This is a genomic window from Streptomyces rubellomurinus, assembly GCF_000961885.1.
Taxonomy (GTDB): Bacteria; Actinomycetota; Actinomycetes; order Streptomycetales; family Streptomycetaceae; genus Kitasatospora; species Kitasatospora rubellomurina.
The window spans coordinates 19,104-45,105 of the sequence record NZ_JZKH01000049.1 but is presented as its reverse complement, the minus strand read 5'-3'; the positions used below and the strand labels follow the sequence as shown (position 1 = coordinate 45,105).

Annotated in this window: 23 protein-coding genes; 14 read left to right on the top strand and 9 right to left on the bottom strand. The window is 71.8% G+C overall.

What is annotated here, in order from left to right:
- Nucleotides 1-99 precede the first annotated feature (99 nt).
- The 6 genes from VM95_RS22825 (at nucleotide 100) to VM95_RS22800 (ending at nucleotide 5,314) form a co-directional block, all read left to right on the top strand.
- Entirely contained in the window at nucleotides 100-1,176 is a 1,077-nt protein-coding gene (locus tag VM95_RS22825; protein ID WP_045699890.1) for a FecCD family ABC transporter permease, read from the top strand.
- Nucleotides 1,176-1,955, top strand: coding sequence for an ABC transporter ATP-binding protein (locus tag VM95_RS22820; protein ID WP_045699888.1), 780 nt, complete (start codon nucleotides 1,176-1,178; stop codon nucleotides 1,953-1,955). Before VM95_RS22825 ends, VM95_RS22820 begins: the two co-directional genes overlap by 1 nt.
- Before the next feature lie 17 nt (nucleotides 1,956-1,972).
- On the top strand, nucleotides 1,973-2,968 hold the full coding sequence (locus VM95_RS22815) for an ABC transporter substrate-binding protein (protein WP_244178899.1): 996 nt from the start codon (nucleotides 1,973-1,975) through the stop codon (nucleotides 2,966-2,968).
- 67 nt (nucleotides 2,969-3,035) lie between these two features.
- A complete protein-coding gene (locus tag VM95_RS22810) occupies nucleotides 3,036-3,515 on the top strand; it encodes a GNAT family N-acetyltransferase (RefSeq protein WP_045699885.1) in 480 nt (159 codons plus the stop codon).
- A 230-nt stretch (nucleotides 3,516-3,745) separates the two neighbouring features.
- Entirely contained in the window at nucleotides 3,746-4,156 is a 411-nt protein-coding gene (locus VM95_RS22805; protein ID WP_045699882.1) for an ATP-binding protein, read from the top strand.
- Nucleotides 4,157-4,321: 165 nt separating this feature from the next.
- On the top strand, nucleotides 4,322-5,314 hold the full coding sequence (locus VM95_RS22800; RefSeq protein WP_244178898.1) for an RNA polymerase sigma factor SigF: 993 nt from the start codon (nucleotides 4,322-4,324) through the stop codon (nucleotides 5,312-5,314).
- A gap of 72 nt (nucleotides 5,315-5,386) precedes the next feature.
- On the opposite strand, the gene VM95_RS22795 is transcribed toward VM95_RS22800, so the two are convergent.
- Nucleotides 5,387-5,800, bottom strand: a complete 414-nt coding sequence (locus VM95_RS22795) for a hypothetical protein (protein ID WP_045699880.1) — start codon at nucleotides 5,798-5,800, stop codon at nucleotides 5,387-5,389.
- Nucleotides 5,801-5,850: 50 nt separating this feature from the next.
- Between VM95_RS22795 and VM95_RS22790 the strand changes: the two genes are divergently transcribed.
- Both VM95_RS22790 and VM95_RS22785 read left to right on the top strand, forming a co-directional pair.
- A complete protein-coding gene (locus VM95_RS22790) occupies nucleotides 5,851-6,822 on the top strand; it encodes a diacylglycerol/lipid kinase family protein (RefSeq protein ID WP_045699878.1) in 972 nt (323 codons plus the stop codon).
- 365 nt (nucleotides 6,823-7,187) lie between these two features.
- A complete protein-coding gene (locus tag VM95_RS22785; protein ID WP_014138019.1) occupies nucleotides 7,188-7,439 on the top strand; it encodes a WhiB family transcriptional regulator in 252 nt (83 codons plus the stop codon).
- Nucleotides 7,440-7,862: 423 nt separating this feature from the next.
- Here the strand turns inward: VM95_RS22785 and VM95_RS22780 are convergent, their stop codons facing one another.
- From VM95_RS22780 to VM95_RS22750, 7 genes are all read right to left on the bottom strand, one after another.
- The gene (locus VM95_RS22780) at nucleotides 7,863-9,383 is read right to left on the bottom strand and encodes a sensor histidine kinase (RefSeq protein ID WP_208615514.1); all 1,521 of its coding nucleotides are present in this window, start codon (nucleotides 9,381-9,383) and stop codon (nucleotides 7,863-7,865) included.
- A gap of 493 nt (nucleotides 9,384-9,876) precedes the next feature.
- Nucleotides 9,877-10,929 (bottom strand): SIS domain-containing protein, encoded by a 1,053-nt coding sequence (locus VM95_RS22775; protein ID WP_045699869.1) that lies wholly within the window; start codon nucleotides 10,927-10,929, stop codon nucleotides 9,877-9,879.
- A 148-nt stretch (nucleotides 10,930-11,077) separates the two neighbouring features.
- Nucleotides 11,078-12,385: an extracellular solute-binding protein gene (locus VM95_RS22770; RefSeq protein ID WP_045699866.1), complete on the bottom strand. Its 1,308-nt coding sequence runs from the start codon at nucleotides 12,383-12,385 to the stop codon at nucleotides 11,078-11,080.
- 363 nt (nucleotides 12,386-12,748) lie between these two features.
- Nucleotides 12,749-14,302 carry a glycoside hydrolase family 3 protein gene (locus tag VM95_RS22765; protein WP_045699864.1) on the bottom strand — a complete coding sequence of 518 codons (1,554 nt, stop codon included), beginning with the start codon at nucleotides 14,300-14,302 and terminating at the stop codon, nucleotides 12,749-12,751.
- Nucleotides 14,303-14,308: 6 nt separating this feature from the next.
- Nucleotides 14,309-15,139 carry a carbohydrate ABC transporter permease gene (locus VM95_RS22760; protein ID WP_045699862.1) on the bottom strand — a complete coding sequence of 277 codons (831 nt, stop codon included), beginning with the start codon at nucleotides 15,137-15,139 and terminating at the stop codon, nucleotides 14,309-14,311.
- A complete protein-coding gene (locus VM95_RS22755) occupies nucleotides 15,136-16,161 on the bottom strand; it encodes a carbohydrate ABC transporter permease (protein ID WP_045699859.1) in 1,026 nt (341 codons plus the stop codon). Before VM95_RS22755 ends, VM95_RS22760 begins: the two co-directional genes overlap by 4 nt.
- Before the next feature lie 90 nt (nucleotides 16,162-16,251).
- Complete coding sequence (locus tag VM95_RS22750) at nucleotides 16,252-17,532, bottom strand: extracellular solute-binding protein (protein ID WP_045699857.1); 1,281 nt, start codon at nucleotides 17,530-17,532, stop codon at nucleotides 16,252-16,254.
- 338 nt (nucleotides 17,533-17,870) lie between these two features.
- Here VM95_RS22750 and VM95_RS22745 point away from each other — a divergent pair, with 338 nt between their 5' ends.
- The 6 genes from VM95_RS22745 (at nucleotide 17,871) to VM95_RS22720 (ending at nucleotide 24,765) form a co-directional block, all read left to right on the top strand.
- Nucleotides 17,871-18,662 (top strand): GntR family transcriptional regulator, encoded by a 792-nt coding sequence (locus VM95_RS22745; protein WP_078860363.1) that lies wholly within the window; start codon nucleotides 17,871-17,873, stop codon nucleotides 18,660-18,662.
- A gap of 275 nt (nucleotides 18,663-18,937) precedes the next feature.
- The gene (locus VM95_RS22740; protein WP_045699923.1) at nucleotides 18,938-19,231 is read left to right on the top strand and encodes a DUF3311 domain-containing protein; all 294 of its coding nucleotides are present in this window, start codon (nucleotides 18,938-18,940) and stop codon (nucleotides 19,229-19,231) included.
- A complete protein-coding gene (gene mctP, locus VM95_RS22735; protein WP_045699855.1) occupies nucleotides 19,228-20,844 on the top strand; it encodes a monocarboxylate uptake permease MctP in 1,617 nt (538 codons plus the stop codon). The genes VM95_RS22740 and mctP overlap by 4 nt, the downstream gene beginning before the upstream one ends.
- 156 nt (nucleotides 20,845-21,000) lie before the next feature.
- On the top strand, nucleotides 21,001-21,843 hold the full coding sequence (locus VM95_RS22730; RefSeq protein WP_078860361.1) for a histidine phosphatase family protein: 843 nt from the start codon (nucleotides 21,001-21,003) through the stop codon (nucleotides 21,841-21,843).
- An 86-nt stretch (nucleotides 21,844-21,929) separates the two neighbouring features.
- Entirely contained in the window at nucleotides 21,930-22,421 is a 492-nt protein-coding gene (locus tag VM95_RS22725) for a GNAT family N-acetyltransferase (protein WP_045699853.1), read from the top strand.
- Nucleotides 22,422-22,551: 130 nt separating this feature from the next.
- A complete protein-coding gene (locus tag VM95_RS22720) occupies nucleotides 22,552-24,765 on the top strand; it encodes an SGNH/GDSL hydrolase family protein (RefSeq protein WP_045699851.1) in 2,214 nt (737 codons plus the stop codon).
- Between the two features lie 39 nt (nucleotides 24,766-24,804).
- Here the strand turns inward: VM95_RS22720 and VM95_RS22715 are convergent, their stop codons facing one another.
- Nucleotides 24,805-25,998 (bottom strand): glycoside hydrolase family 113, encoded by a 1,194-nt coding sequence (locus VM95_RS22715; protein ID WP_045699849.1) that lies wholly within the window; start codon nucleotides 25,996-25,998, stop codon nucleotides 24,805-24,807.
- Nucleotides 25,999-26,002: the final 4 nt, after the last annotated feature.

Below are 26,002 nucleotides of genomic sequence, written 5' to 3'. Positions count from 1 at the left end.
AACTCGCCGCGGACTGCGAGGGGACGGCGCCCCGGCACACCCTCCGGCAGGCCGCCCGGCCCGGCGCACCCACGGCCCGAGGCAAGGCGCAGCCCGTCCGTGAGCACCCGTGAGACCAGCCCGAGCGGCCCGCCCGCCGCCCGCCGAATACCCGCCCTGCCACTCGCCGCGGGCCTGGCCGCCGTCCTGCTGGTCTCGCTGCTGTGCGGCGTCTCGCTGGGCGCCTCCGGGATCGGCTTCCCGCACGCCCTGCGGCTGGTCGCCGCCGGGCTGACGGGCGGTCGGCTGGACGCCGACGAGGCCTCCGCGTACGCGATCGTCTGGCAGATCCGGCTGCCGCGCACCGTGCTCGCCGCCGTGGTCGGCGCCGGGCTGGCCGCCACCGGGGTCGCCGTGCAGGCGCTGGTGCGCAACGCGCTGGCCGACCCCTTCGTCCTCGGCATCTCCTCCGGCGCCGCGGTCGGCGCCAACGCCGTCCTGCTGCTCGGCGCCTTCGCCTCGCTGGGGGTCTGGGCGATCTCGGCGTCCGCCTTCGGCTCCGCCCTGGCCGCGATGGTGCTGGTCTACCTCGCCGCCCGGACCGCGGCCGGGCTCACCCCGCTGCGGCTGGTGCTCACCGGCACCGCGCTGTCCTACGGCTTCTCCGCCGTCACCTCGCTGATGGTATTCGCCTCCGCCCGCGGCGAGGCCGCCCGGGACGCCATGATGTGGCTGCTCGGCAGCCTCGGCGGCGCCACCTGGGGCTCGGTGCCGATCGCCGCTGCCACGGTGCTGGCCGGGCTGGCCTACCTGGCGTGCGCCGCCGGGCGGTTGGACGCGCTCGCGATGGGCGACGAGACCTCCGCCTCGCTCGGCGTCGACCCGGACCGGCTGCGCCGCGAGCTGTTCACGGTGACCGCCGCCGTCACCGGCACGGTGGTCGCGGTCAGCGGGGCGATCGGCTTCGTCGGGCTGCTGATGCCGCACCTGGCCCGGATGCTGGTCGGCGCCGGGCACCGCCGGGTGCTGCTGGTCGCGCCGCTCGCCGGGGCGGTCCTGCTGGTCTGGGTGGACATCGCCTCGCGCACCCTGCTGGCGCCCGCCGAGCTGCCGGTCGGGATCTTCACCGCGGTGCTCGGGGTGCCGGCCTTCCTGCTGCTGATGCGCCGCCGCGGCTACACCTTCGGAGGCCGCTGATGACGACCGCCACCGATCTCACCGTCGACGGGGTCTCGGTGGAGCTGGCCGGTGCCCGGCTGGTCCACGACGTGGGCCTGCGGGCCGCCGCCGGGCAGGTGGTCGGGCTGGTCGGGCCGAACGGCAGCGGCAAGTCGACCCTGCTGCGCTGCGTCTACCGGGTGCTGCGGCCCGCCGCCGGGGCCGTCCGGCTGGACGGCGACGACCTGCACGCGCTCACCGCCCGGGAGGCGGCCCGCCGGGTGGCCGCGCTGCCCCAGGAGCACTCCGCGGAGTTCGACTTCACGGTGGCCGAGGTGGTCGCGATGGGCCGGCTGCCGCACCGCCGCCCGCTGGCCGGGCCCAGCGGCGCGGACCACGAGCGGTGCGCGGCGGCGCTGCGCCGGGTCGGCGCCGGGCACCTCGCCGAGCGGGGCTTCCTGAGCCTGTCCGGCGGCGAGAAGCAGCGGGTGCTGATCGCCCGGGCGCTGGTCCAGGAGCCGCGGCTGCTGGTGCTGGACGAGCCCACCAACCACCTCGACATCGCGCACCAGTTGGAGGTGCTGGCGCTGGTCCGCGAGGCCGGCCCGACGGTGCTCACCGCGCTGCACGACCTCAACCTCGCCGCCGGTCACTGCGACCTGCTGTACGTGCTGCGGGCCGGCCGGATCGTCGCCTCCGGGCCGCCCGCGGAGGTGCTCGAACCGGGCCTGCTGGCCGAGGTGTTCGGCGTCCGGGCCACCCCCGTCCGGCACCCGGTGACCGGCGCCCTCCAGCTGCTGTTCGACCGACTCCCCTGAACCCCCGAGGAAATCCTTTGCGCACCAAGGCCGTTGCCGCCGCCGCCCTGCTCGCCCTCGGGCTCACCGCCTGCGGCGCCGAGATCGCCCCGAGCGGCGGGCCCACCACCGCCTCCGCCCACTACCCGGTGACCGTGGACAACTGCGGCACCCCGCTGACCTTCCGGCAGAAGCCCGCCCGCGCCGTCACCAACGACGTCGGCATCACCGAGCTGATGCTCTCCCTCGGCCTCGCCGACCGGATGGCCGGCTACGTGATGCCCGACGACAAGGGCCGGGTCGACCAGGTGCCGTGGAAGGACGGCTACCAGCAGACCGCGTGGCTCTCCAAGCAGCAGATCACCAAGGAGATCGCGCTGGACGCCAAGGCCGACCTGGTCTTCGCCGGCTGGCACTACGGCTTCGACGAGGGCCGTGGCGTCACCCCGCAGGCGTTCCGGGCGCTCGGCATCGACTCGTACGTGCTCACCGAGTCCTGCCGCAGCGGCAAGGGCGCCGAGCGCGGGGTGATGGGGCCGCTGGACGCGCTCTACACCGACCTGGCCAACCTCGGCGAGATCTTCGACGTGCGCGAGCGCGCCGACCGGCTGATCGCCGACTTCAAGGCCCGGATCGCCGCCGTCCCCCAGCCGGAGCGCCGCCCGTCCGTCTTCCTGTACGACAGCGGGCGGGACAAGCCGTACACCGCCGGGAAGTTCGCCGCCGCCGACGAGATCATCACCAGGGCCGGCGGGACGAACGTCATGGGCGACCTCGCCGACTCCTGGGTGACGACGGGCTGGGAGAGCGTCGTCGAGCGCGACCCGGAGGTGATCGTGATCAACAACTACGGGGAGGTCGGCGCCGAGGAGAAGCGGGCGTTCCTCAAGTCCCTCCCGGCGCTGGCCGGGGTCTCGGCGATCAGGAACGACCGGATCGTCGTGCTGGACTACGTCGACCTGGTCGAGAGCCCGCGCAACCCGGCCGCGATCAGCACGCTCGCCGAACAGCTGCGGGCCGCCCCGGCCCGCTGAGGCCCGGGCCTGAAGTCGGGCCCTTCACCCCTGGGAGGAACCGGGCCCGGTCGGTAGGCTCGGTGGCATGATCCGCACCGCCGTCGCCAGCGACGTCCCCGTCATCCGGGAATTCATCCGCGAGCTCGCGGAGTACGAGAAGGAACCGCAGGAGGCCGTGGCCACCGACGAGCAGCTGCACACCGCGCTGTTCGGCCCCGACCCGGCGCTGTTCGGCCTGATCGCCGAGGACGACGCCACCGGCGAGCCGGTCGGCTTCGCGGTCTGGTTCCGCAACTTCTCGACCTGGCGCGGCACCCACGGGGTCTACCTGGAGGACCTGTACGTCCGCCCGGAGGCCCGCGGCGGCGGCCACGGCAAGGCGCTGCTGCTGGAACTGGCGCGGATCGCCGTCGAGCGCGGCTACTCCCGGGTGGAGTGGTCGGTGCTGGACTGGAACCGTCCCTCGATCGACTTCTACGAGTCGCTCGGGGCGGTGCCGATGACCGGCTGGACCGTCTACCGGCTGACCGGCGACGCGCTCGCCGCCGCGGGCGCCCGCACCTGAGCGGGCACCCGGACGCCGTGCGGATTCTCCGGGGCCCGCGCGGTGTTGTAGGGAGACCGGCGGAATCCCGCGGAGTCGGGAAAGGCCCTGCCACCCTGCGTCGCAATGCCTTACCATGAGTAACCCTCGCACCAGGGTGCCGAGGGCGTTGAGAGCGATGGCGGATTCCCGGCATCGAGCCCCCGTCCGGGGGTACCTAGGAAGCACAGCACGCCACCCAGGAGGCAAGGGTGTCCCAGATCGACGACGATCTCGGAGTTCAGGACTTCGTGGAGGTACGGCTGCCCGCGGCGGGGGCCTACCTCTCCGTGCTGCGGACTGCGACGGCCGGGCTCGCGGCCCGGCTGGACTTCACCCTCGACGAGATCGAGGACCTGCGGATCGCGGTGGACGAGGCCTGCGCCATCCTGCTCCAGCAGGCGGTGCCCGGCTCCGTGCTGTCCTGCGAGTTCCGCCTGGTCGGCGACTCGCTGAAGGTCACGGTGTCCGCCCCGACGACCGACGGCAAGGCCCCCGAGCGGGACACCTTCGCCTGGACGGTGCTCTCCGCGCTGGCCGGCGAGGTGGACTCCTCGGTCGGCGAGGACAACACCGTGTCCATCAGCCTGCACAAGAAGCGCGGCGGCTCCGCCGCCCACTAGCCAGCGCGCCGCCCAGCAGCAACACCCTGCACGGGCCGTCCGCCGCTCCCCCACCGGGGGCCGGGCGGGCGGCTCCCGGTACCGCCCCACCACGCGGTACGACCAACGAGACGACTTCCGGGGCCAGCGGCCCCGGTGCTCCCGGAACGGAACGGGGGAATGGCCGTGAGTGATCTGGACCGTACCGGCCTCGCGACGGCGGGCCCTGCCGTACCGACCCAGGCGAGCGTTCCCGGCCTCGCCGCCAACGACGAAGCGCACCCGAAGGACGCCCACCGGATGAGCCAGCCGACCGAGCCGACGTCTGATCCGTCGCACGACTCCCCGAACCCGCCCGATCCGGCGGGCGAGGCCGGGGACCTGCACGGCGCGGTGCCCGCCCAGGGCTCGCACCGCACCGGCGCGCCGGACCGGGAGGCGGCCCGCGCGCTGTTCGTCCGGCTGTCCGCGCTGCCCGAGGGCTCCCCGGAGCGCGTCGAGCTGCGCAACCAGCTGGTCCGGATGCACATCCCGCTGGTCGAGCACCTGGCCAGACGGTTCCGCAACCGCGGCGAGCCGCTGGACGACCTGACCCAGGTCGCCACCATCGGCCTGATCAAGTCGGTGGACCGCTTCGACCACGAGCGCGGGGTCGAGTTCTCCACCTACGCGACGCCGACCATCGTCGGCGAGATCAAGCGGCACTTCCGCGACAAGGGCTGGGCGGTGCGCGTCCCGCGCCGCCTGCAGGAGCTGCGGCTGTCGCTCACCACGGCGACCAGCGAGCTCTCCCAGCGGCACGGCCGCTCCCCCACGGTGCACGAGCTGGCCGAGCACCTGGGGATCTCCGAGGAGGACGTGCTGGAGGGCCTGGAGTCCGCCAACGCGTACTCCACGCTGTCCCTGGACGTCCCGGACAGCGACGACGAGTCGCCGGCCGTGGCGGACACCCTGGGCGCCACCGACGAGGCGCTGGAGGGCGTCGAGTACCGCGAGTCGCTGAAGCCGCTGCTGGCCCAACTGCCGCCCCGCGAGCAGAAGATCCTGGTGCTGCGGTTCTTCCGGAACATGACCCAGTCGCAGATCGCCGCCGAGGTGGGGATCTCCCAGATGCACGTGTCCCGGCTGCTCGCCCGGACGCTGGCCCAGCTGCGCGAGAAGCTGCTGGTGGAGGAGTAGGGCCGGTCGGACCGGCCCCGGGGCTGACGGCCGCTCAGCGGCCGTCAGCCGTACGTCGGCGGCCCTGTGCGCTCAGCCCTGCTGGGTGTACAGGGCCGCCGTCGACTTCGGGTTCAGCAGCGCCCCGATGCCGACCAGCCCGAGCAGGCCGGTCAGCCCGCCGACCACGACCATCGCGCCGCCGCTCTCGACCATGTAGTAGGCGACCGGCAGGCACAGGGAGTTGGTCAGCACCGCCGGGCTGCGGCCCCAGCGGCGCTCCTTGAGCAGCGCCCGGGCGGCCAGCACGGGCAGCACGCCGAGCAGCACGATGACCACGCCGCCGAACTCGTTCAGGGCCAGCTGCTTGGTCTGGCCGGACAGCGCGGAGACCATGTCCCAGACGCCGACGACGGCCAGTGCGGCGCCCTCCAGGGCGGTGATGGCGGCGCCCAGGGTGAGCGAAACCGGGCGAGTGGGTACGGGTGCGGAGGTTTCTGCGGTCACTCCAGCAGGGTAGCCGCCGGTCGGTCCGTACCGACCCGTAGGCTTTCCCCATGCGCGCACTCCTGGTCGTGAACCACAAGGCCACCACCACCAGTGGCCGGACCAGGGACGTACTGATCCACGCGCTGCGCAGCGACCTCAAGCTGGACGTCGCCGAGACGCAGTACCGGGGCCACGCCCGTGACCTGGCCCGGGAGGCCGCCCAGGACGGCTCGGTGGACCTGGTGGTGGCGCTGGGCGGCGACGGCACCGTCAACGAGGTGGTGAACGGGCTGCTGACCCACGGCCCGGGCGAGAAGGTCCCGCGACTGGCCGTGGTGCCGGGCGGTTCGACCAACGTGTTCGCCCGCGCGCTGGGCCTGCCCAACGACCCGGTGGAGGCCACCGGCGTCCTGCTGAACGCGCTGGACCACGGGCGCGAGCGCCCGATCGGGCTGGGCAAGGCGATGACCGAGGGGCTGCCGGACCGCTGGTTCACCTTCACCGCCGGGTACGGCTTCGACGCCGGGGTGGTCGGCCGGGTCGAGGCCCAGCGCAACGCCGGGCGCAAGTCCACCCACGCCCTGTACGTCGGGCAGGCGATCCGGCACTACTTCACCCAGCGTGAGCAGCGCCGGTCGGGGCCGGTGGCCCTGGAGCTGCCGGGCCACGAGCGGGTGCCGGGCCTGGTGATGGCCATAGTCAGCAACACCTCGCCGTGGACCTTCCTGGGCAACCGCCCGGTCTACCCCTCGCCGCTCGCCTCCTTCGACACCGACCTCGACGTCTTCGGGATCACCCGGATGACGGCGTTCGGTACCGCTCGAACGATCCGTCAGATCCTGCGGTCGCACACGCCTTCGGCCGACGGCGCACCGCCGGCCGGCCCGTCCGGGAAGCACGTCGTCTCCTATCACGACGTCAGGCACTTCACCTTGGTTTCAGAGGAACCCGCACCGTTCCAGGTGGACGGGGACCATCTTGGAGACCGGAGTCGCGTCAGTTTCACAGGCGTACGACGGGCACTGCGTGTGATTGTGTGACCGGAAGAGGGGTTCGCCCTTCTTCTCGAACGCACAAGCCCCCTTCACTCCATCGAAGTACTGGCTGTGAGCTAAGCGACACCGAAGAATCAAAAATTCCTCCCCGAAGGGGGTTGTATCCGAGCCCGAGGTTTGCGAACCTCTACATGGCGATCGGGACACATCGCAGCGACGGCGACCAGCACCACAGGGAAGCTGACCGCGAGGTGCCCCTCGAATCGCCGAATCCCCTCCCAGCACAGACCACCCGGGCCCGGTAGGCCTTTGGTCTCTTTTGCTGTTGTGGGATTCGTGAAAGCGTTCACATTCACAAGCCATTCGATTATGCCGGTGCCACCCCCGCCGGCAGGAGGAGTTGGACGACCATGGACTGGCGCCACCGCGCTGTCTGCCGCGAAGAGGACCCGGAGCTGTTCTTCCCGATCGGGAACACCGGTCCTGCTCTGCTGCAGATCGAGGAAGCCAAGGCCGTGTGCCGCCGCTGCCCGGTGATGGAGCAGTGCCTGCAGTGGGCGCTCGAGACCGGTCAGGACGCCGGCGTCTGGGGCGGCATGAGCGAGGACGAGCGTCGCGCCATGAAGCGCCGCGCCGCCCGCAACCGCGCCCGCACCGCCTGATCACACGCAGTGACACAGGCGGCGACGCCGAACCGGTGGCAACACCAGCAGTAACCGCAGTACCGATCGACTCATGATCAAAGGCTTCCCTGCACTTCCTGGTGAAGCCTTCCGAACAAAGGGCCTTGCCCGGCAAGGTCCCGCGACACCAGTCCGTCCAGCCACTTGATACTGTTCACTTAGAGCAATATTGTGGAGCTGAGGCGCTCACCGTGTGCAACGCACCGGCCGGGTGTCGCACCACCCAGAGCCCCCGTTCCGGCCGACTCCCCCCGACGGCCGGAACGGGTTGAGAGGCCCTGTCGACCCACCCCCCCCGGTCGACAGGGCCTCGTTTCTGTTTCCGCGCCGCCCGTCCCTCTTCGGGTGGGCGCACGGAGCGTGCACCCGGCGCTTCCGCCGCCTGCACGCCCCCTGCACACCTCAGCGCACCGGGATCTCCAGGACGACCTTCGTCCCGCCGTTCGGGCCGGCCACCATGTCGAAGGTGCCGCCCAGCTCCCCGGTGGCCAGCGTCCGGACGATCTGCAGTCCGAGGTTGCCGGCCGTCTTCGGGTCGAAGCCCTCCGGCATCCCGCGGCCGTCGTCCTGCACCGTGATCAGCAGGTACTCCTCCGGCTTGGCGCCGCCGTTCCAGCTGTCCGACCAGCCCATGCCGGTCGCCGGGGCCCGCCCGCGCAGCGCGCTCACCTCCAGGTTGCCGGAGGCGGTCGGACCGAAGGCGTGTTCGAGGGCGTTCTGCAGCAGTTCGGTCAGCACCATCGACAGCGGGGTGGCCACCTCGGCGGACAGGATGCCGAAGCTGCCGGTGCGGCGGGTCGCCACCCGGCCGTCCTGGGACAGCTCCATCACCATCGCCAGCACCCGGTCGGCGATCTCGTCGAAGGCCACCTGCTCGTCCAGCGCCTGGGACAGCGTCTCGTGCACGATCGCGATCGAGCCGACCCGGCGCACCGCCTCGTCCAGCGCCGCCCGGCCGGCCTCGGACTCCATCCGGCGGGACTGCAGCCGCAGCAGGGCGGCGACGGTCTGCAGGTTGTTCTTCACCCGGTGGTGGATCTCCCGGATGGTGGCGTCCTTGGTCATCAGCTCGCGGTCGCGGCGGCGCAGCTCGGTGACGTCGCGGCAGAGCACCAGCGAGCCGGTCAGGGTGCCCTTGGGCTTGAGCGGGATCGCGCGCAGCGTCACCACTCCCCCCTGGGCCTCGACCTCGGTCTGCCGGGGGGCCCAGCCGCTGGCCAGCTTCACCAGCGCCTCGTGCACGGCCGAGCGGGACGGCGGGGCGAGCTCGGCGGTGGCCCGGCCGAGGTGGCTGCCGACCAGGTCGGTGGTGAGGCCCAGGCGGTGGTAGGCGGAGAGCGCGTTGGGGCTGGCGTAGGTGACGATGCCGTCCGCGTCCACCCGGATCAGGCCGTCGCCGACGCGGGGGGCCGCGTCCATGTCGGCCTGCTCGACGCCGGGGAACGGGAAGCTGCCGGCGGCGATCATCTGGGCCAGGTCGGAGGCGCTCTGCAGGTAGGTGAGTTCGAGCCGGCTGGGGGTGCGGACGGTCAGCAGGTTGGTGTTGCGGGCGATCACCCCGAGCACCTTGCCCTCGCGCCGGACCGGGATCGACTCGACCCGCACCGGCACCTCCTCGCGCCACTCCGGGTCGCCCTCGCGCACGATCCGGCCCTCGTCGAAGGCGGCGTCCAGCAGCGGGCGGCGCCCGCGCGGGACGAGGTGGCCGACCATGTCGTCCTGGTAGGAGGTGGGGCCCGTGTTGGGCCGCATCTGGGCGACCGACACGTACCGGATGCCGTCCCAGGTGGGGATCCACAGCACCAGGTCGGCGAAGGAGAGGTCGGAGAGCAGCTGCCACTCCGAGACCAGGTTGTGGAGCCATTCCACGTCGGCCCCGGTGAGGGTGGTGTGGCGGCGGACGAGTTCGTTCAGCGAGGGCACATGGCGAGGGTAGCGCCGCCGGTCGCGGCGGGGCGCGGCGGACCGGGAGGCGGACCCGGGGGGGGGCGGCGCCCGGACCTCCCCGGACCTCCCCCGGACCGCCCCGAGTTGTTTAGACCAATTTGCCGCCCGCCCTGGACAACCCCGATTGGTCTAGTCCACAATGAAAGGGCACCAAGGAGAGGCCCACCGCGCAACTGCCCTGACCGCGCGAGGCCGCTCCTCGGTCGGACACCGCCGAACGAGGACCCCGCACAGTCCTCGATCGTCACCGGTGGCCGACGACAGCTCCGGGCTGCGGTGCCGCACGGGTTGAGGGTCCCGTGTCGGCGCCGTGGCCCGTAGTGCTTTCCGGACCCGCTGGGCTTTGCGGGCCCGCCGGGCTTTCCGGCCCCGGCCCCCGGAGGGCACTCCCCCAGCCACCTTCCGCCGCTCAGCGGATCGGGCCCCGTCCACGGCCGTGGACGGGGCCCGGCCCGCGCGGGTCCGGACGTCAGCGCGTCTCGGTCACCTTGGCCAGCGCGCGCGGGGCGTCCGGGTCCTGGCCGCGGGCGATGGTGACCTCGTACGCCAGCAGCTGCAGCGGCAGGATCTCCAGGACCGGCTGGACCTCCTCCGGCACGCCCGGCGGCAGCGCGAAGCCGGCCGAGGCGGCGTCCACCTGCGCCTGCTGGCCGACCACCACCAGGTCCGCGCCGCGCCCGCGCAGCCGGTCCAGCACCGGCTGCAGCGCCTCGCCGCCCTTGCCGTCCGGGACGATCGCGATGACCGGCGAGACGTTGTCGACCATGGCCAGCGGACCGTGCAGCAGGTCGGCGCCGGAGAACGGGGTGGCCGGGATGTAGGTGGTCTCCATCAGCTTCAGCGCCGCCTCGCGGGCGGTCGGGTAGCCGTAGCCGCGAGAGGTGATCACCAGCCGCTGGGCGAAGCGGTAGCGCTCGGCGAGCGCCTTCACCTCGGGCTGGCGGGCCAGGATCCCGGCGGCCAGGCCCGGCAGCACCCGGGCCCGCTCGCCGTCGCCGCCGCGCAGCCCCTCGACCAGCAGGTAGAGCGCGAGCAGTTCGGCGGTGTAGGTCTTGGTGGCCGGCAGCGCCTTCTCCGGGCCGGCCAGCACGTCGATGTGGAACTCGGAGACCTCGGCCAGCGGCGAGGCCGCGTTGTTGGTGACGGCCAGGGTGATCGCGCCGGCCTCGCGGGCGGCCTTGGTGGAGGCGACCAGGTCGGGCGAGCCGCCGGACTGGCTGACGGTGACGACCAGCACGTCGGTGAGGTCCGGCTTGGCGCCGTACGCGGTGGTGGTGGACATCGAGGTCAGGCCGGCCGGCTTGCCGAGCAGGATCTCGATCAGGTACTTGGCGTACAGCGCGGCGTTGTCGGAGGTGCCGCGTGCGGTCAGCAGGACGAAGCGCGGCTTGCGGGCGGCGATCTCGCCCGCGATCTCGCGGATCCTCGGAGCGCCCTCGTCGAGGATGCGCTGGAGGACGGCCGGCTGCTCGGCCATCTCCGCCGCCATGATCCGGCCGGGAACGGTCTGCGGGTCGGACATCTGGGTGTGCCTCCGATGAGATGGGTCGACCCGCGCGGGCGGGCGCCCGGCGGGGGCCTCTGCGTCGGCGAGTCCGCACACTCGCTGCGGCAATCCTACGAGCGGGCCCGCCGGGCAGCACCTCCGAAGTGCCGCCCGGCACGGCCGGTCAGGACGGCTTGTTGATCAGCTGGTCGATCGCCGCGTCGGCCTCCTTGGTGGCCTGGTCGACGGACTTGCCCTTGAGGATCGCGGCCAGCATGTCGGGCAGGATCCTCTGCTTCTCGACCGCGCCCCAGCCGGGTGCCAGCGGGGTGAACCAGGCGTCCGGCACGGCGTTGGCCGCGGCGGCGGTGGTCGGCCTGCTCTTCAGCGGGGCCAGCTGGGTGAGGTTGTTCGGCAGGATGTCCTTGTCGGCCAGCGCCTGCTGGGACTTGGTGCCGGTGAACATCCGGATCCAGTCGGCGGCCAGTGCCGACTGCGCGGACTTGGCGGTGACCGCGAGGTCGGAGCCGCCGATGAAGGTGGGCAGCGGCTTGCCGTCCGGGCCGGGCATGGTGGCGAGCCTGACGGAGTCCTTGAGGCTCGGGTCGCCGGTGCCGGGCGCGGTGACGCTGGCCGCCTCGTAGCCGTTGCCGTAGAAGGCGGCGGCGTGCCCGCGCGCCATCGCCTCGTACTGGTTCTGCTCGTTGACCGTCTGGTCGCCCTTGTTGTACTTGCGGACCAGGTCGACGAAGTGGCTGATCCCCTGTTGGGACTTGGGGTCGTGCAGGGTGCCGTGCCAGTTGCCGGAGGAGTCGAACTTGGCGATGCTGCCGCCGTACGCGGCCACGTAGCTCATCGCCGCGTACCAGTACGGGCCCGGCAGGTAGAGCGGGGAGAAGGACCGGTCGGACCTGTTCTTCTCGGCGATCCGGTCCAGCGCCGCCAGCAGGTCGGTCTCGGTCTTCGGGAACTCCGCGCTGCCGGTGGCCTGTTGGAAGGCGGCGGACTGGTAGATCGCGACCCGGGCGCCGGCGTAGTAGGGCACGCACCAGAGCTTGTCCTGGTAGGTGCAGGTGTTGGCGAGCGCCTTGATCCAGGCGTCGGAGTTGTCGAAGCTGCTGCGGTCCACCGGGGCGAGCGCGCCGGAGAGCACGTACTTCATGGTCTCGGTGTTGCCGAGCTCGACCACGTCCGGGGCACTGCCGTCGGCGATGGCCTTGTCGAGCTTGCCGACCTTGTCGGCCCAGCCCTGGTACGAGAGCTTGAGGGTGACGTTCGGGTACTTCGCCGCGAACTCGTCGTTGACCCGCTGGACCAGGTCGGGCCAGTTCTTCTGGGCGTCGTCCATCAGCCAGACGGTGACGGTGCCGCGGGCCGCCTTCGGATCGGCGGCGGCGCTCCCGTCGCCCGCCGGGGGCGAGCCGGTCGAGGAGCAGGCCGTGAGCCCGACCGCCAGGGCGATTCCGAGCGCGGACATGAGCTGACGCTTCATTACGCCATTCTCCGAGGTGCTAGAGCCAAGGGTGGTGCTGCAGGGATGGAGTGGACTTTGGCCTAGACCAAATGCGATGTCAACGGCCAACACCCCTTGCCACCACGGCCGTTGCAGAGCCGTTGTCACCGCATGGCGATCCGTCGCCGGGTCATCACCCTCGGTGGGAATTCCGGCGGATTCCGGATCGGTTTGATGGAGCACGGTCATTCCGGAAATCCACGGATCGAATTCCGGGAAAAGGCCGGGAAAAGCAAAGGGCCCGTCATGCGCGTAGCGCACGACGGGCCCTGGGCCCGGTTCTCGGAAGATCGAGCCTCGGGCGATCGAGTCTCGGGCGATCGAGCCTCGGGTGATCGCGTCTCAGGCGACCGCCCCGTACTGCCCGGTGAGCACCTCCACGGCGGCCAGCCCGCAGACCCGGGCCGCGCCGTGGGTGGCGATGTGGAGCGCGCCGACCGGCTCGGACTGGGGCAGCCCCATCTCGACCACGGCGGCGTCCGGCCGGGCCGCGACCAGGCGGGCCAGCGCGGCGGACATCCAGGCGTGCCGGTGCGCGTCCCGGACCACCAGCACCAGGCGGCGGCCCTCGGCGGCGCCCACCAGCTCGGCGACGAGGGCGTCCAGCAGCTCCGGGGCGGCGTCGGCGGCCGACACCTCGCGGGTGCGGGTGCCCGGGAAGCGGTCGGCCAGCATGCCGGCCACGCCCCACGGGGTGACGTCGCCGACCGCGATGTTCGGCTCGTCCGAGAACGAGGCCACGAACGGGCGCTCGGTCACCGGCAGCACCTCGCGGCCCGGCGCGCGGACCACCTTCAGCGCCCGGCGGGCGGCCCGCAGGCCGACCGCGAGGTCCGGCTCGAAGCGCTCGCCCTGGGCCGCGATCCGGCCCCAGCTGCCCAGCGAGCGGACCCGCTCGGCGGCGTCCGCCAGCCGCTCCTCGGTCAGCCGGCCGGCCCGCACGCCCGCCACGATGGCGTCGCGCAGCATCAGCACGGTGTCCTCGTCGGCCAGCCCGCCGCCGACGCAGATCGCGTCCGCGCCGGCCGCCAGGGCCAGCACGGTGCCCTCGCCCATGCCGAAGGTGTCGGCGATGGCGCCCATCTCGATCGCGTCGCTGACGATCAGGCCCTGGTAGCCGAGGCCGCCGTCCTCGGGCGCGGCCCGCAGCAGGTCGCGAAGCACGGTCGGGCTCAGGGTGGCCGGCAGCTTCGGGTCCAGCGCCGGGATCATGATGTGGGCGGTCATCACGGCCTTGGTGCCGGCCGCGATGGCGGCCTGGAACGGCACCAGGTCGCGGGCGCGCAGCACGTCCAGGTCCACGTCGATGACGGGCAGGCCGTGGTGCGAGTCCACCGCGGTGTCGCCGTGGCCGGGGAAGTGCTTGGAGCAGGCGGCCACGCCGGCCGACTGCAGGCCCTCGACCCAGGCGGCGGTGTGCCGGGCGCACAGCTCCGGGTCGGCGCCGAAGGAGCGGACGCCGATGACCGGGTTGCGCGGGTTGGAGTTGACGTCCGCGGTGGGCGCCCAGTTGTAGTTGACGCCGGCCTCGGCCAGCGCCCGGCCCAGCTCGCGGGCGACGTCCCGGGTCAGCCCCGGGTCGTCGATCGCGCCGAGCGCGAGGTTGCCCGGCCAGGAGGAGCCGGAGCCGGCCTCCAGGCGGGTGACGTCGCCGCTCTCCTCATCGATGGCGATCAGGAGGTCGGGGTTCTCGGCGCGCAGCGCGCCGGTCAGCGCCGAGAGCTGGTCGAGGTCGACCACGTTGCGGTCGAACAGCGCGACCGAGCCGAGCCCGGCGGCGAGGTGGCGCAGCAGCCACGCCGGCGGCTCGGTGCCGACGAAGCCGGGCTGCAGGACGGTCAGCGCGTCCCGGTGGAGCTGGTCGCTGTCCGGGGTGGTGGGGACGAGGATGCTCACGTTGGCTCAGCCCTTCACGGCGCCGTCGGTCAGACCGCCGACCGCCTTGCGCTGCAGGAAGATGAACAGGATCAGGATCGGGACCGCGAAGAGGGTCGAGGCGGCCATGGTCGCGCCCCAGTCGGTGCCGAAGTTGGTCTGGAAGGACGACAGCCACAGCGGCAGGGTCTGGCTGTCGGGCTTCTTGTTCAGCCACAGGACGAGCGGGAACTCGTTCCACGCGGTGACGAAGCCGAACAGCGAGGTCGACATCAGGCCGGGGGCGAGCAGCGGGAAGATCACCTTCAGGAAGGCCTGGGTGCGGGTGCAGCCGTCCACCATGGCCGACTCCTCCAGCTCCTTGGGCACCGCGGCGATGAAGCCGCGCAGCGTCCAGATGGTGAAGGGCAGGACCATCATCATGTAGAAGGCGGTGAGCGGGACGATGCTGTTCAGCAGGTCGTTGTCGCGCGAGATCATGTAGACGCCGATGGTCATGACCTCCCACGGCGCCATCTGGGCCACCATGATGACCAGCACGAAGGCCTTGCGGCCGCGGAACTTCATCCGGGCCACGGCGAAGGACGCCAGGGTGGCGATGACCAGCGAGACGAGCACCGCGCCGACGGTCACCGTGAGGCTGTTGGTGACGTACGTCCAGAAGTTGTCGGCGTGGACGGCCTTGTCGAAGTGGTCGAGGGTGGCGTCCAGCGGGAGGAAGACCGGGGTCCGGCTGATGATGTCCTTGTCCTGCTTGAAGGACGTGGAGATCATCCAGTAGACCGGGAAGACGAAGAAGACGAGCAGGACGACCGCGATCGCGTTCGGCCAGGTACGTCCGATGAGCGAGCGCCTCACAGCTCGTCCTCCTGCTTCAGGATGATGCGGAAGTAGTACGACATCAGCGCGGCCAGCATCAGGATGGTGAGCACCGCGATCGCGGAGCCCGCGCCGAAGCGCTGGGCGCCGATGCCTTCCAGGAAGGCGTGCACCGGCAGCGTGCGGGTGAGCCCGTCCGGCCCGCCGTGGTTGATCAGGTAGACCTGGGTGAACGCCTTGAAGACCCAGATGATCTCCAGGAAGGTCGTGGCCAGGAAGAACGGCTTCAGGCTGGGGAAGACCACCGCGGTGAAGGTCTTGACGGGGCCGGCGCCGTCCATCCGGGCGGCCTCGTAGAGCTCCTTGGGGATGGTGGTCAGCGCGGCGTACATGTTGATCGCCACGAACGGGATCGACATCCACACGATCAGCAGCACGATCACGAAGAAGGTCGAGTACTCGCCGCTGTACCAGTTGAAGTGGGCCATCGAGTGCCAGCCCAGCTTGTCCAGGAACCAGTTGACGACGCCGAAGTTCTGGTCGAAGAGCCAGGTGTAGACGGTGGTCGCGGCGACCACCGGCATCGCCCAGGCGAGGACCAGCGCCACCGACAGCGCCAGCCGCATCCACTTCCCGAGGCGGTTGAGCAGCAGGCCGATCAGGGTGCCGCCGAGCATGATCAGCAGCACGTTGACGGCCGTGAAGGCGACCGTGCGGCCGGTGACCGTCCAGAACTCCGAATCGGTCAGCTGCTCCTTGTAGTTGTCGAAGCCGTTCCACTCGGTCAGGTGCTGGATGAACTGCCGCTTGTTGAGGTTCTGGAACGACAGCAGGATCGTCTTGAGCAGCGGCCAGCCCAGCAGGCCGATGGTCACCACGGTGGCCGGCAGCAGGAGCAGGTACGGCGCGACGCGGGCGCCGAATCCCGGTTCGCCGGTCGCTCTGCCGGTCTTCCTCGGAGCGCTTCCGGCACCGCCTCCGGCGATCACGCCAGGGGTGCGCACGGCGGCCTTCCCTGTGCCCGGGGACTGTGTCCGCACCGGGTCCGAATGCACGGCCATCGTTCTCTCTTCCTCACAACCTGACCACGACGGACAGGCGTCGCCCACCGGCCCCCCGCCGGGGGCCGGTGAGCGACGCCGCTCGACTGCCTACTGCTTGCTGTTGAGCCGCTTCGCGATCTCGTCGTCGGCCTTCTTGGCCGCGGCGGCGTAGTCGCCGGTGAGCGCTGCGGTCAGGAAGTCCTTGACCGGGTTCGGCTCGTTCTCGACGTTGCTCCACGTCGCGACGTTCGGGGTGACCGCGCCGTTGGCGGAGGCCGGCAGGGCGGCCTTGGCGAAGTCGCCGGCGACCTTGCTGTTGAGCGAGGTCTTGTTCGGGATGGAGCCGGCCGCGGCGAACAGGCCCTCGTTCTTGTCGCTGAGGGCGATCTTCAGGAAGCCCTTGGCGAGCTCGGGGTTCTTGGTCTGCTGGGCGATCGCCAGGTTCGAGCCGCCGAGGAAGACGCTGGACGGCTTGTCCGCGGTGGCGCCGGGGAGCGGGAAGTAGCCGATCTTGTCGGCGGCCATCTCCTCGGGCTTCGGGACCTCCCAGCCGAGGCCGATGATGGCGCCGATGTCACCCTTGGCGAAGACGTCCTTCTGCTGCGGGGTGGCCTCGTCCTTGTCCTTGGGGGCGGTGGCCGAGTGGCTCTGCAGCTTCTTGAAGGTCTCGAAGGCCTTCTGGGCCTCGGGCGAGGAGAGGCCGCCGACCCACTTGTCGCCGTCCTTCTTGGCGAGCTTGCCGCCCTCGCTGGTCAGCAGGCCGAAGTAGGTGTACCACTCCTGGCCCGGCATGTAGAGCGGGTCGGTGACGCCCGGGACGGCCTTGACCTTGTCCAGGTCGGCGGAGAACTCGTCCAGGGTCTTCGGCGGGGTGGTGATGCCGGCCTTGGTCCAGAGGTCCTTGTTGTACGTCACCACGCGGTTGGTGAAGTACCACGGGGCGGCGTACTGCTTGCCGTCCATGATCGAGGACTCGTTCAGGTTGGCGGCCCAGTCCGCGCCGCCCAGGTCGGCCTTGTCCTTGGTGATGTCGAGCAGACCGCCGGTGGCGGCGTAGCCCGCGGTCTGGGTGTTGCCGATCTCCAGGACGTCGACCGAGCCCTCGGAGAGCGCGGCGGTGACCTTCTGGCCGATGCCGTTCCACTTCTGGGTCTGGATGTCGAGCTTGGCGCCCGGGTAGGCGGCGGTGAAGTCGGCCTTGACGCTGTCCTCCCAGCCCTTGGGGGCGGAGCCGTCCATCAGCCACACGGTGAGGGTCTTGCCGTCGAAGTTCTTGGCCGCCGAGGACGAGCCGCTCTTCGCGTCGTCCTTCTTGCCGTCCGAACCGCACGCCGCCACGCCGACGACCATTGCTGCGACGCCGACCGCCGCGATGAGCTGACGCTTCACGCCATCCTCCTGAGGGATGCCTGGGTTGCCCCACGTCGGACGGTAGCGGCAGACCCGCGCGAAGCGGGAGGAATGGTGCCGCGGACCCCTTCGATCGGGTGGGGGGATTCATCGGAACCGGCCTAGTGGTGTAGACCAGATGCCTGGAGCTTGGCCTAGACCAATGGGCCTGTCAACGGGAGTTCGACGGATCCCGACCACCCGTTATCAAGCCGACACCGCACATCGTTCATCGCGTGATGAGGTATTCGTTCCGTAGCCATACATGCAACGATGTGGTCCGTTAACGATGTGGCGGGGCCGGAAAAGGCCTTGCGAGAAGCGGGAGAACAGGTCCGATGAGCAGCGACGGGGGAACCACCGCCCAGGCCGACGACCCCGAGGTGAAGAACCTCCCGACCCAGGCCGGCACCGACCCGACCGCGCGCGTCCCCAAGTACTACGGACTCAAGCGCCACCTGCTGCAGCTCACCGAGACCCAGCCCGCCGGCACGCCCGTCCCGCCCGAGCGGGCGCTCGCCGCGCAGTTCGACACCTCCCGCACCACCGTGCGCCAGGCCCTGCAGGAGCTGGTGGTCGAGGGCAGACTGGAGCGCATCCAGGGCAAGGGCACCTTCGTCGCCAAGCCCAAGGTCGCCCAGGCCCTCCAGCTCACCTCCTACACCGAGGACATGCGCGCCCAGGGCCTGGAGCCCACCTCCCGGCTGATCGAGATCGGCTACATCACCGCCGACGACCGGCTCGCGCCGCTGCTCGACATCAAGCCCGGCGGCCGGGTGCTGCGGATCGAGCGGCTGCGGCTCGCCAACGGCGACCCGATGGCCATCGAGGTCGCCCACCTGTCCGCCAAGCGCTTCCCGGCGCTGCGCAAGAACCTCGCCAAGCACAACTCGCTGTACGCGGCGCTGCGCGAGGTCTACGGGGTCACCGTGGCCGAGGCCGAGGAGACCATCGAGACCACCCTGGCCAACCCGCGCGAGGCGGGCCTGCTCGGCTCCGACCTCGGGCTGCCGATGCTGCAGCTCTCCCGGCACTCCTTCGACGCCGAGGGCGCCCCGGTCGAGTGGGTGCGCTCGATCTACCGCGGGGACCGCTACAAGTTCATCACCCGCCTGAAGCGGCCCGAGTAGGCCCGCCCCCAGGACCTCCCGCATCCGGGCACCGGCGCGCGCGACCCGCGCACCGGTGCCCGTTCGCGTCCGTGCGCGGGCGCGTGCTCCCGACGCGCCCGCCCGGGATGTGAGAAGTTCCGTCAATTCCGGTGACATGGGTCACGTCATGCTCTAAATTGCGCAGCCGTACTGACTGTCGATCACCGATGGTGCTGCTCGGCGGGCTCGCGGGGGCGCAGGACGTCCTCCCGGGCTGCGGCGCCGACGGGGAACCCTCCGGAGCGGAGCCGAAGATGCCCTCTGACCCCGATCCCACCGACACCGGCGCGCCCGGTCCCGGGGCGGCCGTCCCGGCCGTGACCCCCGAGCGGGTCCTGGCCGCCCTCGCCCTGCTCGTGCCGATCGTCGCGATGCTCTGGGTGCCCTCGTACAACAAGAACGACCCGGCGCTGGCCGGCATCCCCTTCTTCTACTGGTACCAGCTGCTGTGGGTGCCGGCCTCGGCGGTCTTCACCGTCGCCGCCTACCTGTTGATCAACCGGGACGAGAAGGCCCGCAAGGCGGCCCGGAACGGAGGTGCGCGATGAAGGACGTCAACGTGCCGGCCCTCGTGGTCTTCGTGCTGTTCTTCGCCCTGGTCACCGTGATGGGCTTCCTCGCCTCGCGCTGGCGCCGCGCGGGCGACGCCGCGCACCTGGACGAGTGGGGCCTGGGCGGCCGCAGCTTCGGGACCTGGGTGACCTGGTTCCTGCTCGGCGGCGACCTCTACACCGCGTACACCTTCATCGCCGTCCCGGCGCTGGTGTACGCGACCGGCGCGGGCGGCTTCTTCGCCGTCCCGTACACGATCATCGCCTACCTGCTGGTGTTCCTGTTCCTGCCCCGGCTCTGGTCGGTCTCCCGGGTGCACGGCTACGTCACCCCGGCCGACTTCGTCCGCGGCCGGTACGGCTCGCGGCCGCTGTCCCTGGTGATCGCGCTGACCGGCATCCTCGCCACCATGCCCTACATCGCCCTGCAGCTGGTCGGCATCCAGGCGGTGCTGGACGTGCTCGGGGTCGGCGGCGGGGAGAACGCCAACTGGTTCGTCAAGGACCTGCCGCTGTTCATCGCCTTCGGCGTGCTCGCGGCCTACACCTACTCCTCCGGCCTGCGCGCCCCGGCGCTGATCGCCTTCGTCAAGGACGCGCTGGTCTACATCGTGATCATCGTCGCGGTGATCTACATCCCGATCCGCCTCGGCGGCTACGGGCACATCTTCGACACGGTCTCCGAGCACTTCAAGCAGGCCCCCAAGGCCGGCGGGATGACCCTCACCGACGACAACAAGAAGTGGACCTACGCGACGCTGGGGCTCGGCTCGGCGATGGCGCTGTTCATGTACCCGCACTCGGTGACCGGCGTGCTGGCCTCCAAGTCCCGCAACACCGTGCGCCGCAACATGGCGATCATGCCCGCGTACTCGCTGATGCTCGGCCTGCTGGCGCTGCTCGGCTTCATGGCCCTCGCGGCCGGCATCGGCAAGGGCGACAAGGGCTTCAACCCCCAGCTGTCGGTGCCGCAGCTGTTCGCGAACATGTTCCCGGACTGGTTCACCGGCGTCGCCTTCGCCGCGATCGGCATCGGCGCCCTGGTGCCGGCCGCCATCATGTCCATCGCGGCGGCCAACCTGTTCACCCGCAACGTCTACAAGGAGTGGCTCAAGCCCGCCGCCACCTCCGCCGACGAGACCCGCGTCGCCAAGCTGGTCTCGCTGCTGGTCAAGGTCGGCGCGCTGGTCTTCGTGCTCGGCATGGACAAGCAGGCCGCGATCAACCTGCAGCTGCTCGGCGGCCTGTGGATCCTGCAGACCTTCGTGGCGATCGTCGCCGGCCTGTTCACCCGCTGGTTCCACCACTGGGCACTGTTCGCCGGCTGGGCGGCCGGCATGGTCTACGGCACCTGGCAGGCGTACAACATCTCCAACCCGAAGACCACGCACTTCGGCGGCAACGCGGCCGAGATCCCCGGCATCGGCCACCTCGGCTACATCGGCCTGACCGCCTTCGCGCTCAACCTGGTCGTCGCGGTGGCGCTCACCCTGGTGCTGCGGGCGGTCAAGGCGCCGGTCGGCCCGGACGAGACCCGGCCCGCCGACTACAGCGCCGAAGCCGGCGACGACGAGCTGAAGAACGCGCCGGAGCCCGTAGCGGCGCACTGATTCGCGCCGCGCGCGCCCTGTGATCGCGCCGCCTTCTCCGTCAACACTGGAGGAGGCGGCGCGATCACGAGGGTGAGAGGACGCGCACGCCGGGCACCACCAAGTCCGGACCGGCATCCGGCCGGGACCTGATCGACCAACGGGGAGCTCGCGGCCATGGCAGAACTCGGCACCACACTCAACGGCCAGCACCAACCCGCCCCGCACCCGGGCACGCAGCACCAGGGCACCCAGCACCCGGGCACGCAGGGGCAGCACCATCTCGTCGCCCCGCACCGGACGGCCGCCGGAAGACTGCCGTCCGTGCTGATCGCCACCCGGCACGGCGAGTCCACCGCCAACGTCGAGTTCCAGCTCGCCGAGGCCTCCGGCGCGCTCAGCGTCCCGATCAGCTGCCGCGACGCCGACATCCCGCTCTCGCTGCGCGGCCGGCAGCAGGCCCAGGCGCTCGGCCGCTGGTGGGCCGGCCTGCCCGCCGCCGACCGCCCGCGCAGCGTCTGGTGCTCGCCGTACGAGCGCACCGCCGAGACCGCCCGGATCGCGCTCGCCCAGGCCGCCGGGCTCGGCGCCGTCCCGGTCTCGCTCGCGGTGCGCTACGACGAGCGGCTGCGCGACCGCGAACTCGGCGTCCTGGAGATGCTGCCCAAGGCCGCCATCGAGGCCAAGCACCCCGAGGAGGCCGCCCGCCGGCGCAAGATGGGCGAGCTGTACTACCGGCCGCCCGGCGGCGAGTCCTGGGCCGACGTCGCGCTGCGGGTGCGCAGCCTGCTGCGCGACCTCGGCGAGGAGGAGGCCGGCCGGCCCGTGCTGCTGGTCGCCCACGACTGCACCGTGCTGATGCTGCGCTACGCGCTGGACCGGCTGAGCGAGCAGCAGCTCACCGCGCTCGGGCCGGTGCACAACTGCTCGGCGAGCCTGTGGCGCGGCCAGGACGGGCGGCTGCGGCCGGAGCGCTGGAACAGCGTCGAGCACCTGACCGGCGACGGCGGGGCCGGCTGACGGGCGGCCCGGGCGTCTCGGGCGGCCCGGCCGGTTCGTTCGACCCCGTACCTCACCGCCGAACCCGGCTCCGGCACACTGGCCCGATGGACTACCTCATCCGCCGGGCCCTGCCGCAGGACCTCGACGCAGCCGGCCGCCTCACCGTCGACGTCTTCGTCGGCGACGGCTTCACCGCGCCCACCAGCCAGTACGTCGAGCACCTGCGCGACGCCGAGCGCCGGGCCCGCGAAGCCGAACTGCTGGTCGCCGTCGACGCCGACGACCAGGTCCTCGGCTGCGTGACCTTCGCGGTCGGCGGCACCGAGTGGGCCGACATCGCCGAGCCGCACGAGGGCGAGATCCGGATGCTCGCCACCGCCGCCGCCGCGCGCGGCCGGGGCGTCGGCGCGGCCCTGGTCCGGGCCTCCATCACCCGCAGCCGCGACCTCGGCCTGGCCGGCATGGCGTTCTCCACCCGCCCCGAGATGACCACCGCCCACCGCATCTACGAGCGCCTCGGCTTCCGCCGCACCCCCGCCCGGGACTGGGCGCCGTACCCGGGCATGGACCTGATGGTCTACACCATGGTGTTCTGAGCACACTGGCCCGAACCGCCCCCGGGCGACCGCCGGGCGATCAACAGGCGGCTTTTGATATAAACCACAGATCAAGAGCTGTCGCGTGAAGCAGACACGACAGCGCGATCGACGCGGGGGAACGCACCAGATGGACAACGGGCCCGGCCTCGGCGCGCCCACCGGCGGCCCCACCCTCCAGGACATGCGACGGGCCCGGGGCATCGAACCCGCCGCGGCCAGCCGCTACGCGGTCCCCGCGCCCGAACCCCGGCCGCGCGAACCGCTGCCGCCGTCGATCCGCTTCCGGGCGGTCGACGGGCTGCGCGGCCTCGCCATCGCCTCCGTCCTGCTGTACCACACCGACTGGTTCCAGAACGGCCTGTTCGGCGTCGACGTCTTCTTCGTCCTCTCCGGCTTCCTCGTCACCCTCGTCCTGATCCGCGAGCTCGACCGCACCGACGGCATCCGGCTCGGCGTCTTCTACCGCCGCCGCGCCAAGCGCCTGCTGCCCGGCCTGCTCGCCACCGTCATCCTCGTCGTCGGGCTGTCCGCCCTGGTCAGCCCGCTGCGGGACGTCCGCGAGCTGCGCCCGCAGGCCCTCGCCGCCCTCGCCCAGGTCGCCAACTGGGCCCAGCTGTCCCGCGGCGACGCCTACTGGCAGCACTTCGCCCAGATCGACCCGCTCGCCGCCATGTGGTCGCTCAGCATCACCGAGCAGTTCTACGCCGTCTGGCCGCTGCTGCTGCTCGCCGTGTTCGGCCTCTGCCGCCGCTCCCTGCGCGCCGCCGGGATCGCCACCGCCGTCCTGTTCGCCGCCTCCGCGCTCGTCGCCCCGCTCCTGTGGAACGGCCACAACAGCGACCGCCTCTACCTCGGCACCGAGACCCGCGCGGTCGGCTTCGCCGCCGGCGCCACCGCCGCCTTCGCCGTCTACCTGTGGCTGCGCCACCGCGTGCGCACCGCGGCCGCCGAGGGCACCGGCACCCGCGCCGGACTGCGGCCGCCCGGCGGCCCCGTGCTGCCCACCCTCGTCGGCACCGCCGCCCTCGGCGGCCTGGTCTGGGCCAGCCTGACGGTCGGCAGCTACCACGAACCGCTGCTGTACCGGGGCGGACTGGCCGTGGTCGCGGCGCTCGCCGCCGTCCTCACCGCCTCGCTCTGCTACGACCGCGGCCCCCTCGTGTGGCTGCTCTCGCTGCCCCCGCTGCGGCTCACCGGCACCATCTCCTACAGCCTCTACCTGCTCCACCTGCCGGTGTACTGGCTGCTCCAGCACTACGTCGACGACATCTCGCCGCAGCGGCTGCTGCTCATCGGCGGGCCCGTCTCCTGGGTGCTCGCCTGGCTGCTGCACACCGGCACCGAGAAGCTCCGGGTGCTGCGCTGGCGGGCCGTCACGGCCGTCCCGATCCTCGCCGTGACGACCGCGGTGGCCACCGCCGGCGCCTGGTACCTGCCCGCCTGGGTCGGCCACGACATGAAGTCCGGGCCGAGCGGGAAGCCCCTCGTGCTGGTGCTCGGCGACTCCTTCTCCCAGGACCTCGCCACCGGCCTGTACCGCGCCGGGGACCGCTACCGGGTCGTCGACGGCGGCATCAGCGGCTGCGGCGTCTTCGGCCCGCAGAAGGTCCGCACCGTCTCCGGGACCGAGTTCGAGACCGAGGCGGACTGCGAGGACCGCTCCGCCGCCTGGGACCGCTCGCTCGACTCCGCCGCGCCCCGGGCCGTCCTCGTCCACCTCGGCTGGGACGCCGCCGAGCAGTACCTGGACGGCAGCTGGCTCAACCCCTGCGACGAGGACTACCGCACCCGCTACACCGCCCGGCTCACCCAGGCCGTGGACCAGATCCGGCGGCACGCGCACGGCGCCCAGGTGCTGCTGATGAACGAGCGCGTCGAGAACGGCGCGATCAACAAGACCTGGGGGACCTGCTACAACCGGCAGATCGCGGACTTCGCGAAGTCCGCCGGCGGCGGCGTCCGGCTGATCGACCTCAACACCTTCTACTGCCCGTGGGACACCTGCGTGTGGAAGGACAAGGACGGCCACTGGGTCACCCCCGCCAACGACGGGGTGCACCTGACGCCGGCGGGCATGCGGTTCGTCACGCCGTGGCTGGAGCAGCAGATCTCGGACGCCCTGGCCGGTGTGCCCCCGACCGCCCCGCCGGCGCCGGCGCCCACCGCGACGGCGACCTCGACGGCCACGCCCGCACCCACCCCGACGCCCGCGCCGACTCCGACGCCGGCCCCGACGCCCACGCCGACCGCGACCACCAAGCCGCCGGTCAAGCCGACGACGAAGCCGGCCCGCAAGCCGACCGCCCCGGCCACCGAGCCCCCGGCCGACGCCCAGCCGTAGCCGGGCCGGCCGGCCACGTCGCCCGGCGGCCGGTCGCCGTCACGCGGGCGGCAGTTGGTAGGTCTGCGCGAAGCAGTTGCGGATCGCCTGCTCGGAGGCCGGGCGGCCGGCGAAGTCCATCCGCGGGGTGTCCGGGTTGGTCGGCAGGGTCGGGTCGATGCCGAAGTAGAGCGACCAGAAGTACACCCCGCCCAGCTTGCGGTCCCGCGCGACCTCGCAGACGGCGTTGAACCAGGCCGCCTGCACGCCCTCGTTGAGCTCGCGCTTGGTGTAGAAGTCGCCGGGCGTCTTGTACGCGCCCTTCTGGGCCGGGATGCCGACCTCGGTGAGCTTGGTGGTCGGCTGCGGACCCTTGCCGCGCTTGTCGAGCCAGCCCTGCCAGCTGGCCGCCAGGTCCTCGACCGGGGCGTCGTCGCCGGCGGACTTGGCCGGGAAGTAGGCGTCGACGCCCGTTCCGTCCGCCTGGATCGGCAGCGGGCCCTTGGACCAGTTGTCCCAGTTGGCGTCGTAGACGATCTGGCCGTGGAAGGTCTTGCGGGCCTGCTCGATGAGGCCGGGCCAGTGCGGGTCGTTCTCCAGCGAGTTGAACTCGGTGCCGATGGTGAACTCGGTGGCCGCGTGCTCCTGCGCGGTCTTCAGGTACGGGGTGAGGAAGGCCAGGTAGCTGGCGAACCAGGCGTCCTTGTCGGTGGGCGCGATGTTGCCGCGCCAGCCCTGGGTGGCGGCGTAGTCGAACACCTCCTCGTCCATGATCGGCCGCACGGTGGTGCGCAGGCCGGCTCGGTGGGCGGCGTCGAGGAGGAGGGCGAGGCGCTGCGGGCTGGGGCTGGTGGGCCGGGCGGCGACGGCGTTCGACTTGGCGCCGGTGGTGTAGTACGGGAACGTCACCGACAGGGAGTTGGCGTTCAGCCCGACGACGTACTTGACGATGCGGTCGGCCTTGCCCTGGACGAAGGCGTCCGGGTCGGCCGGGTCGTCCAGCCAGTACACCTGCACGCCCCACTCGGGGCTGCCCTTGGTCCACGGCTTCGCGACCTTGGGGCCGGTGTCCTCGACCACCGGGGCGTCCTTGCCGAAGCCCCAGACCCGGCCCTGCTCGGTGGGGGCCGCGAAGTGGACGGTGGTGGGGCGCTGGTGGTCGAACCGGATCGGGTGGTCGCCCCACAGCACGGGCACGGCGATGGTGACGGCGACCACGGCGGTCGGCAGGACGAAGATGAGGGGGCGCTTCAACGGT